The organism is Vibrio sp. 10N.222.49.A3 (genome assembly GCF_041475145.1).
Classification (GTDB): Bacteria; Pseudomonadota; Gammaproteobacteria; order Enterobacterales; family Vibrionaceae; genus Vibrio; species Vibrio tasmaniensis_A.
Map to the genome: position 1 here is coordinate 1 of NZ_JBFRVM010000033.1, position 13,462 is coordinate 13,462.

The window sequence follows — 13,462 nt, forward strand, 5'->3', positions numbered from 1 at the left end:
TTTCTGAATAGTGGAGGCGCCTCCCGGAGTCGAACCGAGGTCCACGGATTTGCAATCCGCTGCATAGCCACTCTGCCAAGGCGCCTTCAATAGTGTTTTAAGAGAACAACTCTTTTGAACATTACCAAACAAGATAACAATCAAATAGATGGTGCCCCGGGCCGGACTTGAACCGGCACAACGCGAACGTCGAGGGATTTTAAATCCCTTGTGTCTACCAATTCCACCACCAGGGCACGCAATTCTTTATTGCGATGCCGATTACTGAAAAGTAAAACACCATCTTAATGTCGAAATGAATCAACATTACAAAATTTGGAGCGATACATCGGGTTCGAACCGATGACCTCAACCTTGGCAAGGTTGCGCTCTACCAACTGAGCTAGTATCGCAATTTCATTCGTCTAATTTCTCATTAACTAAATAAGAGAGAAAGAGAATGGAGGCGCCTCCCGGAGTCGAACCGAGGTCCACGGATTTGCAATCCGCTGCATAGCCACTCTGCCAAGGCGCCATTTTTCAACACGTTAGCACCGACTAAACGTTAGCACCACTGTGTTCGGGTGCCTACTTTACGGATCGAGGGGAGATAGTCAAACAAAAAAATGAATTTCAATTTCGTTTGCTGACATTTAAATCAAATTGCTGCATGTTCGATCTCTTCAATCAATAAACACGCAGCAAAATGGAGCAAATTAAGGAATTCGACGTTACCACTTCTTCATAAAACGACCGACTAGGCTTGGATGGTAAGCCCAACAATGGTCAAACATCGTCATAAGTTGTGGGTTGCCATATTTCGAAAGACTAACCGCATGGAAACGGTTTTTGTGCTCTTTCAGTTTTTCAACCTGTGCAATCATTTCATCAGATTGCTTAGGGGCAATAAAGTCAGAAAGTACGATCAAATCTGCGTTCTTGTATTTATCACCCGTCATTAGGTCAATCGACTTCATGAGTACAGGTTCTAGATCCGTACCGCCGTGGAATGAATAGCTTAAGAAGTCACTCGCTTCACGTAGGCCATCTTGCCTTGTTAATTCATAGGTAATCTGCTCAGAAGAGAACAAAATCACGTAACAGTCTCTCTCTTCGGCTAGAGCTATCTGCATCAAAGCATAAGCCATAGCTTTGGCTGACTGCTCTGGGAAACCGCTCATAGAACCAGAAGCGTCGACACAGACGATAAACGGGCCTTTTTCAATATCGATATTCTTGCGATCAGGCTTTTGCGCTTTTACTTTACGTAATGTCCGTGATTTACCTTGCGAACGATAGCTCAATAAACGCTTGTCGGCCAAGTGCTTATAAAAGATAACCTCAAGTTCAGGGTAAGCGAGGAACATGGTTTCGTTTGGCAGCATCTTGTTGAGATCATCACTTTCGTGAATCCCAACAATATCATCGACCGCTTCATCGCTTTTCTCTTCAACCATCTGCAGTTCTTCTACAGGAGCTTTGTGTAGCGAAGGATCATCTTCTTCACCAGCCATACGGCCTAGCTTTTCAGCGATCTCTTGCAAGCCCTTGTGCTTATTCAAGAACTCAGCATGACGTTTCATGATGGTAAGGTCTGTTTTGCTTAACTTGGCAGATGCCATGTCCCACAAGCGCCCTACACTGCCTTCATCACCCGACTCTGTCACTTTATCCATGTTTTTCATGGTTTCCATGCGCTGATAAAGATCGGCTAAGACTTTTTCTTTGCTTGTTTCGAGTTCGGTGACTTGAGCTTGTTTAATCGCATCTGATAGTGATTGGTACCATTGGTCGCAAAAGTAGTGTGGAAACATCGCGTTATAAACACCTTTATTGTTTTCCATCAAACGTCTTGCTTGTAGATAAAATGCTGAGTGCCACTCTAGCTTCTTGATAACGCTATCAATCTCGTCAAAGAACTGAGATTCATCCCAGTAAATCACTTCTTGGTAAAGTGCGATTTCCTCTTGGAAACGGTCGGTTTCACACACTTTAGTGACGCGTTTTTTTACTTTACCGCGCCATTTAACTAAGTGGTTTTTGACTGATGTTTTCACACCTTTATTCTCAGCAGCCATCATCACTTGAGAACGAGCGATAAGATCATTCATCGCGGTATCAATGATACCTGAGTCAGCCACCATCAAAGCGAGGTTTAAGCCGTCAGCTCCTAACATATGCTCCCCCTCTTACTCAAAGTACTGACTCATGAACTTGATGCGTTGCGCGATCTTGCTACTCTTCACTTTTGTCGTTTCAAGCTCTTGTGTTACCGCCTGTAAGCTTGATTCCATCGCTTTCGGTAAATCAGGGTCAATATAGTTATGCGGTAATGCGTCATGGAATTCAGTGCGTACTCTTTTTAACTTGAATTCAGCTGAAGTTAACTGTTCTAGGGCTTTCTCAGCGCCATTCAACCACTTGTTATACAGTTCTTGGTCTAAACCGTCAGTAGTCACCACACTCACCAATACAGAACGATTAGCAATGTCTTTGATCACTAATTGATTGGATGCATCCAAGTCGAGCTTTAAACGGCATAGATTTTTGTTTTCGTTTACGTAACCGTAAATGTCGCCATGACCTTCTTTTAGAACACGGTCAAAATCATCTTTGGCTACATACACCCAACGACTATCGCCTTTCTCAGATTCAGACACCGACATATTGCTTTGCAGCATAACCAATTTAATAAGATTGTATGCGCTACCGACGCTGTACATTTTCGCGTTCTTGATATCATGTTGGTAAACGTCTTTACGTCGTAAGCCACTGGTTGACTCCACAGAGAGCGACACCGACAGAGTCGATTCAACATCATCTTGAATCTCTTCTAGCTCTTCACGAGACATTTCGATTTGAGATTTAGACTCTTGCTGCTCAAACGCTCGGTTCAACGCAAAATCTTTTACAACGCTACGAACCACATCGCGAGATTCAGGGCTATGCCACAAACAATCTTGAAGAAGCATAATATCGAGCGGGTTAACGCTATCACGGCCACTGAAGAATGCGCTCGCTTTCAATAGTTTAACCGCTTTCTTCCAGCGTCTGTCCGAAACATACAAATCCGACTCTGATGCTGAACCTTGCTTCTTAACCGTCTCTTCAAGCATGGTTTTTAGCTCAAATAACTTGTTAAACGAGTTATCCGTCAGCTCCAGATTATCGAGTTCTTTCTGCCATTGATGATATTCAATGTCTGTAATCGCTAACCCTTTTGGAATGACGGCTTCTTGAGAAGTACCTGTTGTCAGCATCGATTTGAAGTTTTGTTTGTTTTGAATACGGTTGACGAACACACGAACTAACATTCGGTCATAAAGTGCTTCTAGCCCGCTGTCTTCGTCTGGAAGTTCATTAGACGCTGAAACCAACAAGCGCATCGGCACACGCTCAATGTCTGCGCCGTTTTTAAATGTCTTTTCGTTAACCACAGTCAGTAACGTATTGAGAATGGCAGGGCCTGCTTTCCAGATCTCATCAAGGAATACGACTTGCGCGGTTGGTAGGTAGCCTTCGGTCAGCCTTACGTAACGACCGTTGTCTTTTAATTCTTGAATGCTTAGTGGGCCGAACACTTCCTCAGGAGTAGAGAAACGTGTCATCAAATATTCGAAGTAGCTACTGTTGTCAAAAGCCTGGATGAGGCGTTTAGCGATAAGGCTTTTTGCGATACCCGGAGGGCCCAATAGGAACACACTTTCGCCAGCCAGAGCCGCCAGTAAACAAAGCTTAATGGTGTCTTCTCTTTCATAAACGCCATCAGAGAGAGCATGCGCTAATTTATTGATTCTTTCAGAGAGTAGCGCCTTGTCAGCATGTGAGGAAATAGAAGGGTTCATGCGTTACTCCGAAAATCTTTGAACAGTTGAGAGTGTAGATACGTTTTTATACATTTGTTAGCACTTTGTTACAAGTATCTTTTATTATTGAGTTGCCTTTATATCAGATGGTTAAGCTGCAATTTTCGCGCAATCATAGATTCCAATTATGAGAGTAGCATCACGAATGGTGTGAAACTAAATCTATTGTTAACCCTAATTTTTCTTTTATTTTCGACACCATAGACGTTATGGTGGTACACGTCTTCAGTTATAAGAAAAATTGGCAAGGAAAGTGGCCAGATTGCATGAGTAAAGTTATCCATCAATGGAAAAGTATTTCTCTTATAGAAGAGAACGTGACGCTCCCTACGACCGTCGTGGTAAAACATACAACAATAAACCACCCCGGCGCGGCCGTTATTCTTCCTATCACTTCGTCTGGAAAAATCATCCTCATTAACCAGTTTCGTCCTTCTCTTAAGAAATGGCTTTTGGAACTCCCCGCTGGCACGATGGAAATTGATGAGACACCTCTTCAATGTGCACAACGCGAACTCGAAGAAGAAACGGGTTACAGTGCAACTTATTTCCAGAGCTTGGGACAAGTTACCCCTTTAGCTGGCTTCTGTGATGAGATCCAACACTTGTTCATCGCAAAAGACTTAAGCCTTACTACCCGCTTTGAATGTGATGAAGATGAAGTAATAGAGGTTATCGAACTTAGCTTGGAAGAACTGCAACATAAAATTCGCAACGATCAAATTACCGATACCAAAACCATCGCTTGTTTAAGCAAAGCCCAACTATGTGGCCATCTATAGCCAATTATATGACTACCTAATAGTACTCTAGGAGATAAACATGGACTTTCGTTCTGACACCGTAACTAAACCTTCGCAAGCTATGCGTGATGTAATGGCAAATGCAGAAGTAGGCGATGATGTATATGGCGATGACCCAACCGTCAACGAACTGGAACAATGGGCTGCAAATGAAACCGGTTTTGAAGCGGCTATGTTCACTTCTTCTGGTACACAGGCCAACCTACTGGGTTTAATGGCGCACTGTGAGCGTGGTGACGAATACCTTTGTGGCCAACAAGCGCACAACTACAAATACGAAGCTGGCGGCGCTGCAGTATTAGGCTCGATTCAACCTCAGCCAATCGAGAACAACCCTGACGGCACGTTAGATTTTAAAAAGCTTGCTGCAGCGATTAAGCCAGACGACAGCCACTTTGCTCGTACTAAGCTTCTTAGTTTAGAAAACACAATCAATGGTAAAGTGCTGCCAATCTCTTACCTAGCGGAAGCGCGTGAGTTCGTAAACCAACACGGCCTGCAAATGCACTTAGATGGCGCGCGTGTCTATAACGCGGCGGCTGCACTAGATGTTCACATTAAAGAGATCGCACAACACTTCGATTCGATGACAATTTGTTTATCAAAAGGTTTGGGTGCTCCGATTGGCTCTCTACTTCTTGGTAGCAAAGCGTACATCGCTAAAGCTCGTCGATTGCGTAAAATGGTCGGTGGTGGTATGCGTCAGGCTGGTATTCTTGCTGCAGCAGGTAAAATGGCGCTCACGGAGAACGTGGCTCAACTTAAAGTAGACCATGAAAACGCAAAAAAACTAGCGATTGGTCTAAGCAAGTTAGAAGGTTTCTCAGTTAACCCTGATTTCATTCAGACTAATATTGTGTTTGCGAAGTTAGATCAGTCGATTGATATTAACCGTATCGCACGGGAGTTAGGAGAGCAAGGCATTACAATGTCACCAGGTAACCCTGTACGTTTTGTTACTCATAGAGATATCAGTTCAAAAGACATCGCGACTTTCCTAACTAAGTTGGAAAGTGCGCTTTAACGCTGAACAAGATTCGCATTAAAGCAATTAAGACTAGAGCTTCCCTTACGAAGCTTTAGTCTTTTAAAAAAATCATTCACCTCTTCCACCGAAAAATAGCCACCTCACCTATACCTATACCGACTAATCTGCCTAATAGACTCAACTAAATTAACTGCAACAGAACGCAATCTTGTTTTGGCCTATGTTAATACCTTCTATGTATTAAACCTGCGTTTAAGTATTAAATTATTGTTAAATTTCGATTTTCATTTGTGAGATTAAATTTTTCATGCACGATAAAATCAAATAATTTAATTTTTATTTTCCATGCGTACGGTATTTAAGAATAAAATACACCAATTCTAAAAAAACATCGTAAGAGGCTAATTTAAATAGAAATTACCAACTAATATAGATAGCCACTTTTCACTATTACAATTAAAAATCGTCACATTCAAATTATAAACCAGTGAATAAAACTAAAAATAAAATATTCCTGGAAGAATAATCCATCGAAAAATTCACCAAAAATAACGCCGTAGACCATAGTTCTAATTTTATCAATTAATAAAAATCCACTCGTAAATTTAACTGTGGGTCAAAAACTGCCTATCTAATTGAAAACAAAATTATTATCTAAAAATGTACTATTTATACCTTACCTTAAACTCATACTAAAACTCATACTTCGTCTAAATAATAAACTTTTTTTACTACTTCACCATTTTTTAAAGCACTTATAGTTTTGAAAGTTAAGCAACAGGTTACATTCAATCAATGAGAGGTGAAATGATGATTAGAGCATTCGTATTTATTCACAAATTCATCGTCTCAACGTTAATTTTTAGTCTGTCACTTTCATTCTACACCAGTGCTAACACCTTAACGTTAGGAATTAATGGCCAGATCAAAGATCGATGCGAAATAAATTTCTTTTCTGGCAATGTCATGAAGTTTACGGAACACCGTGATGTGCAACTATTGCCTTTTAATATGTATTGTAACCGTCCGTTGGGTATAACGATTAATTCAAAATATGGAGGCTTAAAATATCAACACCAAGGGGTTGATATTATTGAAACTTATAATCTGTCATTACAAATAGACGAGCTTCGTCTTTATGAAAGTAGGCACAGCAGCCAACTTACTTCACCAGTAATGATAAACAGTTCTGGTGTTATTCCTTTCTCTCAACAGGGGAGCCTTAGGGTAGCACTCGAAAATAGCTTGCGTTTCGCGGGTTATTATCAAGACGTTATTGAGATCGAAGTTTACCCTTCGATTCATAGCGTGACCAAGTAAAAGCTCTGCAATGTATCTGCAGAACAACATACGCTCAGCAGTATTCGAGCCAATCATTTAAGATAAAGGAATTTCTAATGAAAAAGCTAACACTCTACGCAGCAACAGTCACAGCTATTTTTGGTGCTCAAGTTCAAGCCGCTCCTGGTGATGTCCAGCTAGTTGGTTTTGTTTCACCTGTATGTGAAGTTACTGGTCTTTCAACACAACTGATGGACTTTGGTAATGTATCTCAAATTCAAAACCTTTCTGTTAGTGGCCTTAACATGAAGTGTAATGACGTCGATGGTGCAACTGTAACACTGACGAGTGCTGAGGGTGGTCTAGAGTCCGATGATAGCGAAGACTACGCTCTTACATACGAAGCAACATTTAACCCTTCAGGCTTAGCTCCTTTCACGCTTAATGCGCCAGGAGGCCCAGGCCTAAATGACGTTTCAATCAGTAACTCTTATGGTGGTTCAGGAGTATTGGCGACTGGTGTTGCCGCGTCCATTGATATTGTGACAACAGAAACCTCCCCATGGGCAGGTGGTTATTCAGATACGTTAACCGTAAATATCACCTCAAATTAGAGGTTGAATAAGTCGGGGGCTATTATTTGGCCTCCGACTTCATCTAAGCCTTTGTTGTATTAAAACTTAACCTCAGTTGTATTACGACTCTAGTTTAATTTGGAGCTCATCGCGATGTATAAATGGATCATGCATAAATGGACTGTTCTCTTATTATTGTCACTCACTTGTTTGTCAGCTCATGCGTTCAAAGTAGAGCCGATGTCTATGGAGATGACGCCACTTGGTAAAAGAGCTCAAATGACAATGAGGGTTGAGAATTCGTCTACCGAACCACTCACAGTCGAACTGTCTCCAGTATTTATGACTATGAATGAATACGGAAAAGAGACCACGACGCCTGCAGATGACGAGCTATTAGTGATTCCAGTAACTGCAATTATAGAGCCTGGACGTTCGCAATCTATTATGGTCCGATATTTAGGCGATCCGTCCATTACAGAGTCAAAAGCTTTTCGTATTGCTGTTAAGCAAGTGAAAGTTCAAAGAGCAAGTAGCAACCAAGGGCAAGTGAGTCTGTTACTTCAGTTTAATACGCTTATCAACGTGCGACCTCAGAACACTGCCTCTCAACTAGAAATTAAAAGTATCGAACCAAATAACAAGAATAACAAATGGGTCCTTGAAGTACTGAACAGCGGTAATAGTTATGGTCGGTTAACCAATACGACATGGAAAATTTCTGACGGCAAAAAATCAACCTATTTAAAAGGCGTAGAAATCGCCAAACGTATTCCAGGAACTTTAGTTCTTCCCTATTCCACTCGTTTTTTCGAAATGCAGCCACTTGAAAATTACAATGTAGAGACGCTATCGATTGAAATCGAGCAGGATCAGTAGCAATGAGACGTTATATTTTTGGTGGGTTCATTTCTTGTTTTCTGTGTGCACAAGCGCTTGGCATAACACTGTTTCCAACCGTCATTGAACTCAATACCGATCACAGGGCAACATCGCAACTGGTTGTGACTAACAACTCAACGCGGAATCTCCCACTTGAAGCTAACGTTCGTCGTTTGAAATTCTTACCTGATGGTACGTTCCAAACATCAGATCTATCGAGTGAGGTGATGTTTGTGTTTCCACCTGCCGCTATGTTGGCACCCGGTGAACGTCAAGTATTCCGTATACAATGGTTGGGAAACCGCCAACTCGAAACTTCCCAAAGTTACTTTGTTCGTTTCAGTACCGTAAATATTGGTCAAAACAACGAAAAAATGGACAGTCCTACCAGTTTAACAACCGGTATCAATTTGCAAGTTCACTACAATGCGTTGTTGCACATTCACTCATCCTCGCTAGAGCCTGACGTGAACTTACATATAGATGAACAAGGAAAACTAACACTCACTAATTCAGGGTCGCGATTTACCTATACATCGTTACTTCATTTTAAGGGGCTCGAATCTCAGAACCAAAAGGTACATGAGGCTTTAGGTGAACAGTTTATTCCACCACGCTCGACTATTACTTTGCCTTCTTCTTTAAATTACTTACCAGTAGGCACTTATCATGGATATGAAAACTGAAACCTCTCACAAGATGTGGCAAGTTTTCTATGTCTTGGGATTAGTACTGTTTTATTGTGCCGCCTTAAGCCCTGTAACTTGGGGCCAGGATATGGTATTGAACCCGACAGGACGCGACATTCAACTTACCTCTTTACTAAGGATAAGTGACACCATTCTTGGTGAAGCGGATATTATCATTACCGCAAACAACGAAATTCTTTTGCCAAAGGAAAGTACGCTGTCTCTCCTTTCGTCTGTCGTCACTCAAGAAGGTATTGGTAAGCTCCATGACACGACAGACGATGAGATGCTGTCACAGCACCACTTTATGAGCGTAGGGCTGGGACTAAATTTCGACTTTTCTTCGTTGGAATGTATCGTGACAGTTCCGCCAGAATTTAGCTTAACCCAACAACTCTCGATGAACGGCGCAGATGATTTTTATAACTATGCTGAGCCAAGTCTGTTAAGCGGATACGTTAACGTCGCCCTTTCCGCCAATGAGAGCCAATATGTCGATCAAAAATCGTCAAGGCAAGATCTTTATCGCAGTCAATTCGACTCTGCACTTAACATTGGTTTTTTCAATTTTGAATATGAATCCTATTTAGAAAATGGTTCATCGAAAAAGTCACAATATGTGAGAGAAGGAACTCGTCTTAATATTGACTTTGCACAGCAAGGTACACGACTTGTGCTCGGCGATATGTACAACAGTGGCCAATCTTTTCAGGACAGTACCGATATACTTGGTATTGGCTTAACTCGAGATTTCACACTGATTCCAACCAGAAATGCACGACCACGAGCCAATCAATCATTCACACTTCAAAGAGCCTCGAATGTCGATGTCTATATAGATGGGATTGCAGTCCAACGACTAACTTTAGGCGCTGGTAGCTACAACCTGAGTGATATACCTCTTGCGCAAGGTAGTAACGATATTGTACTCGTCATTACCGATCGTTCTGGAAACGAAGAGCGTATCGAGTTTTCTATTGCGACGGGTAACGACTTGCTCAATAGCGGTGAGTTTGAATATAGCATTATGTACGGAGCACCCTCTGAACTCCAAAATGGACAACTAGAATACCTAACCGATGAGCGTATTTTCCATGGTTATGTCGATGTGGGGATTAACCCTTGGTTAACGTTAGGTACCAACTTTCAAACCCGTGAAGATTTATACCAATATGGTACTACCGCACTCATCGCTTCTAGATGGGGAGTCACTGAACTCAATGCTTCACGTAGCGAACATCCTGTATTTGGAAACGGCGATGCTTACAAATTTGCATTCGATGCGGAATTTTCCAGTAAGAATACACTGGCTCCACAACTGAGTGTTAGTTATGAGTATCTGAGCAACAATTTTACTGGTGTTGCTGGGTTTGCCGCCTCCGATAAAAACATCAACTTAACCACTCATTATGCTTCTGCATTCGGTTCGATTTATCTAAGTCGGTCATTACGTGCCGCCATGACAGTCAATTACCGTTCAGGAATAGACAAAGAGAACGACTATTGGCTAATTAGCCCGAGTTTATCGGACGGACTGTTTGATACTCACGCGACTTGGAGTGCCCGTGTTAGCTATCAAGATCACGCCAGTAAAGACGATGACATCAGCACTACGCTCACCATAAGTTGGCCTCTTAGCCGACAAACTCGTGTCGTCGGTCGTTACAGTACAGAGCTAAGAGAAGCCGCCTTAGATTACAGCTATCAGAATAATATAGGTAACACCGGAGGGATATCAGGCTTTGCGAGTGTCATTACGAATGAAGAAACGGACGCCGATATGGACGCTGGTATTAACTATACAGCAAACCGTTACGAATTGAGTGCCACCCATGCCTCGCGACTTGACGACATTAGTGGTGACACAAGAAACCACAGTACCGACGTGACCATCAGCAGTGCACTTGCGTTTGCAGGTTCATCGGTAACGATCGGCAGACCGGTCCGTGAAGCATTTGCTATTGTCAGCAAGCACGAAAGCCTCGCAGAGAATGAAGTGGCATTGGACCCAACAAAAGACGGAGATTATGCACGTGTTTACCTTAACGGAGATGCCAGTGCCATGGTCCCTGATCTTGTTGCTTACAATAGCCAAGTCATCGGTTATGAGGTCGATAACTTACCACCTGGATATGATTTGGGTGATGGTGCTTTTTGGGTTAAGCCTGACTATAAACGGGGCTTCCAACTACAAATTGGTTCCGATGCGGTCTTAACCGTGATTGGCAAGCTATACGACCGTCAAAGTAACAATCCAATTTCACTTGTCGCTGGTGTAGCACATTACCTTGGTGAAGCTAAACAGTTACCGATTGACTTCTTTACCAATCGGAGTGGCATATTTGCGATATCTGGGTTAAAGCCAGGGAAATATCAACTGATTCTAGACACTAAAGGACAAGAGTCAGCCGTCATTACTCTCAGCGAGCGCAGTGACAACTTGATCAGACTAGGAGATGTGTATGTGGATTAAACAACTTCGGTGGGGTGGATGGTTCCTCATCGCCATAAATTCTGTATCCTCTGTATTAGCATGTGAAGCTAGTGCATTGACGATTCAACCCGTCTCATCCCAGTCGCAATACGACGTGTTCAACACAGGTACTTACGCAACAATTAATACTTATAGGATCGATGCGAATATAATTGGAGAAGCCTGTAAATTGAGTTTGGTTTTACAACTTAACGATACCAGTCGGACGTTAAAAGGGTTAAACCAAGACAAACTCAACTTCGAGTGGAGTGGACAAGAGGGTGTGCCAATCGCGAATCAGTGGCATTTATCATTAACCGACAGTCAACCTTCGACAACCATACAAATGCGTTTCCCAAGCAAACAGTGGCTAGCGTCAGGAACCTACCGGGGGCTTTTAGAAGTGTCGCCCTCTTATACCTCAGACAACCAACAAATAGAGATCAGCCCTAGCTCACTCCCTGTATCCGTTACCGTGCCACCAGCTGCAAAAGTTCACTTTTATGGGTTAACTCAACAGCATTATGACCTTGATCTAGGAACATTATATTCAAACAAGATTATTCGTTCTGCACCGAACCTATGGGTGCAAAGTAATACAGCGTATACCATCGTATTGGAATCATCCCATCAAGGGATGCTACGTCATGAATCTGATGAGACAAAATGGGATATTCCATACGAACTTTCCCTAGATAACGATAGAGTAAACCTCGGTCAACTTGATGCAAAAATTCAGCGTATTTCGGCTACGATCGGTCAACCTATTCCTTTGAGTTTTGTAATTGGGGAAACAGAGAACAAACCGGGAGGAATATATGACGATACATTACAAATTTCTATAGAACCTCTCCTTTCACAGCAGCCTTAAATATGTAATTATATAAATCCTGAGATATGCAACGCAATTATATAAAACCCAGTGTCATATAATCACAACACGATTTGTCAGTTTCGGAGTAAAGTATGCATAACAGTAAAAATAATTTAAAGCACATGCTCCTAATTGGCGATAACGGTATAAATAACCAGTTTATTCAACGAGAAATAGAGAAATACAGTGACTTTTGTTTTAGTCGCGAATGTATTTCAGGCATTGAACGTTCGAATCATCGCAAGACGTTTGATGTCATTCTCATTAGTTACTTACTCTTAGCTGATATCAAAGATGTCTACATCACCTTATCAAAAGTAGAGTCCAACAAATGGGTAATCTATGACGTTCCCTCTGATATTACCGGACAGAGTATTACCGTAATGCAACTATTCAACATGTTTAATATAAAAGGCATAATCTATCAAGATGCTCCTGTAGAGCACCTTACACGTTGCTTGAAAACGGTCTGCGATGACGACCTATGGTTACCGAGGAAGTTAATGTCGCATATTTTATCCAATGCGCGCTCCCAAACATTCAAGTCACAGGTAATATTATCTACCCTTACAAAAAGAGAAGCTCAAATATTTAAACGAGTTATCAGAGGAGATACAAATTTAGAGATATCAAGTGAACTATTTATTTCAGAAAGTACAGTGAAAACGCATGTATATAATATATATAAAAAAATAAACGTAACCAACCGAAAAGAAGCAATAAGAAAAGCAAATTTTATCAATAGTTTAGAGACTATTATACAACCAGGTATGTAGTTAATATTTTAGTAACAAATATAGAGACACTGGATTGCTGTTATTTTTACAACAGATCGTATTATAATTTAGGCCCTTGAACAGGTGAGCTTCTATTATCCCCCCTTCCATCATAGAATCACAGTCAGACTGAACAATGAAGTTTAAATCATATCACCAGTGAGTTAATTACATTCTGCCCTCTAAGGTACGAATAGAATTTTTGAACTCACAAAACATCACTTCTTAAGCCCTCTACTCGCCTAACAGAACGAAGTCAGTTGTAACTGTCAACAC

The 13,462-nt window shown here is 41.6% G+C and carries 11 protein-coding genes and 4 tRNA genes; 9 read left to right on the top strand and 6 right to left on the bottom strand.

The annotated features are described in order from the left end of the window. Positions 1–11 precede the first annotated feature (11 nt). The 6 genes from AB4589_RS06215 to AB4589_RS06240 form a co-directional block, all read right to left on the bottom strand. A tRNA-Cys gene (locus AB4589_RS06215) sits at positions 12–85 on the bottom strand. 64 nt (positions 86–149) lie between these two features. After that, a tRNA-Leu gene (locus AB4589_RS06220) sits at positions 150–236 on the bottom strand. An 80-nt stretch (positions 237–316) separates the two neighbouring features. Next, positions 317–392, bottom strand: a tRNA-Gly gene (locus tag AB4589_RS06225). Positions 393–440: 48 nt separating this feature from the next. Beyond that, positions 441–514 (bottom strand) — tRNA-Cys (locus AB4589_RS06230). Between the two features lie 196 nt (positions 515–710). Next, positions 711–2,156: an ATPase RavA stimulator ViaA gene (viaA, locus tag AB4589_RS06235; protein ID WP_304570641.1), complete on the bottom strand. Its 1,446-nt coding sequence runs from the start codon at positions 2,154–2,156 to the stop codon at positions 711–713. A 12-nt stretch (positions 2,157–2,168) separates the two neighbouring features. Next, the gene (locus AB4589_RS06240) at positions 2,169–3,824 is read right to left on the bottom strand and encodes an ATPase RavA domain-containing protein (protein ID WP_372099782.1); all 1,656 of its coding nucleotides are present in this window, start codon (positions 3,822–3,824) and stop codon (positions 2,169–2,171) included. Positions 3,825–4,111: 287 nt separating this feature from the next. Here AB4589_RS06240 and AB4589_RS06245 point away from each other — a divergent pair, with 287 nt between their 5' ends. The 9 genes from AB4589_RS06245 to AB4589_RS06285 all read left to right on the top strand — a co-directional run bounded on the left by AB4589_RS06245 (position 4,112) and on the right by AB4589_RS06285 (position 13,186). Beyond that, the gene (locus AB4589_RS06245) at positions 4,112–4,627 is read left to right on the top strand and encodes an NUDIX hydrolase (RefSeq protein WP_372099784.1); all 516 of its coding nucleotides are present in this window, start codon (positions 4,112–4,114) and stop codon (positions 4,625–4,627) included. Positions 4,628–4,667: 40 nt separating this feature from the next. Next, on the top strand, positions 4,668–5,672 hold the full coding sequence (ltaE, locus tag AB4589_RS06250; protein ID WP_372099786.1) for a low-specificity L-threonine aldolase: 1,005 nt from the start codon (positions 4,668–4,670) through the stop codon (positions 5,670–5,672). Positions 5,673–6,431: 759 nt separating this feature from the next. Further along, the gene (locus tag AB4589_RS06255; RefSeq protein WP_017097466.1) at positions 6,432–6,956 is read left to right on the top strand and encodes a hypothetical protein; all 525 of its coding nucleotides are present in this window, start codon (positions 6,432–6,434) and stop codon (positions 6,954–6,956) included. Positions 6,957–7,033: 77 nt separating this feature from the next. Then, positions 7,034–7,531: a hypothetical protein gene (locus AB4589_RS06260; RefSeq protein ID WP_009845433.1), complete on the top strand. Its 498-nt coding sequence runs from the start codon at positions 7,034–7,036 to the stop codon at positions 7,529–7,531. A 114-nt stretch (positions 7,532–7,645) separates the two neighbouring features. Then, positions 7,646–8,371: a molecular chaperone gene (locus AB4589_RS06265; protein ID WP_009845434.1), complete on the top strand. Its 726-nt coding sequence runs from the start codon at positions 7,646–7,648 to the stop codon at positions 8,369–8,371. Between the two features lie 2 nt (positions 8,372–8,373). Next, the gene (locus AB4589_RS06270; RefSeq protein WP_372099788.1) at positions 8,374–9,060 is read left to right on the top strand and encodes a molecular chaperone; all 687 of its coding nucleotides are present in this window, start codon (positions 8,374–8,376) and stop codon (positions 9,058–9,060) included. Beyond that, the gene (locus AB4589_RS06275; protein ID WP_372099790.1) at positions 9,044–11,536 is read left to right on the top strand and encodes a fimbria/pilus outer membrane usher protein; all 2,493 of its coding nucleotides are present in this window, start codon (positions 9,044–9,046) and stop codon (positions 11,534–11,536) included. The genes AB4589_RS06270 and AB4589_RS06275 overlap by 17 nt, the downstream gene beginning before the upstream one ends. After that, complete coding sequence (locus AB4589_RS06280; RefSeq protein ID WP_372099792.1) at positions 11,526–12,407, top strand: hypothetical protein; 882 nt, start codon at positions 11,526–11,528, stop codon at positions 12,405–12,407. The genes AB4589_RS06275 and AB4589_RS06280 overlap by 11 nt, the downstream gene beginning before the upstream one ends. A gap of 95 nt (positions 12,408–12,502) precedes the next feature. Then, the gene (locus tag AB4589_RS06285) at positions 12,503–13,186 is read left to right on the top strand and encodes a helix-turn-helix transcriptional regulator (RefSeq protein WP_009845438.1); all 684 of its coding nucleotides are present in this window, start codon (positions 12,503–12,505) and stop codon (positions 13,184–13,186) included. Positions 13,187–13,462 lie beyond the last annotated feature (276 nt).

Excerpts from the sequence above, each read along its gene's own strand:
- viaA (WP_304570641.1), bottom strand. The coding sequence starts at position 2,156 with ATGTTAGGAGCTGACGGCTTAAACCTCGCTTTGATGGTGGCTGACTCA.
- AB4589_RS06240 (WP_372099782.1), bottom strand. The coding sequence starts at position 3,824 with ATGAACCCTTCTATTTCCTCACATGCTGACAAGGCGCTACTCTCTGAA.
- AB4589_RS06245 (WP_372099784.1), top strand. The coding sequence starts at position 4,112 with ATGAGTAAAGTTATCCATCAATGGAAAAGTATTTCTCTTATAGAAGAG.
- ltaE (WP_372099786.1), top strand. The coding sequence starts at position 4,668 with ATGGACTTTCGTTCTGACACCGTAACTAAACCTTCGCAAGCTATGCGT.
- AB4589_RS06255 (WP_017097466.1), top strand. The coding sequence starts at position 6,432 with ATGAGAGGTGAAATGATGATTAGAGCATTCGTATTTATTCACAAATTC.
- AB4589_RS06260 (WP_009845433.1), top strand. The coding sequence starts at position 7,034 with ATGAAAAAGCTAACACTCTACGCAGCAACAGTCACAGCTATTTTTGGT.
- AB4589_RS06265 (WP_009845434.1), top strand. The coding sequence starts at position 7,646 with ATGTATAAATGGATCATGCATAAATGGACTGTTCTCTTATTATTGTCA.
- AB4589_RS06270 (WP_372099788.1), top strand. The coding sequence starts at position 8,374 with ATGAGACGTTATATTTTTGGTGGGTTCATTTCTTGTTTTCTGTGTGCA.
- AB4589_RS06275 (WP_372099790.1), top strand. The coding sequence starts at position 9,044 with ATGGATATGAAAACTGAAACCTCTCACAAGATGTGGCAAGTTTTCTAT.
- AB4589_RS06280 (WP_372099792.1), top strand. The coding sequence starts at position 11,526 with ATGTGGATTAAACAACTTCGGTGGGGTGGATGGTTCCTCATCGCCATA.
- AB4589_RS06285 (WP_009845438.1), top strand. The coding sequence starts at position 12,503 with ATGCATAACAGTAAAAATAATTTAAAGCACATGCTCCTAATTGGCGAT.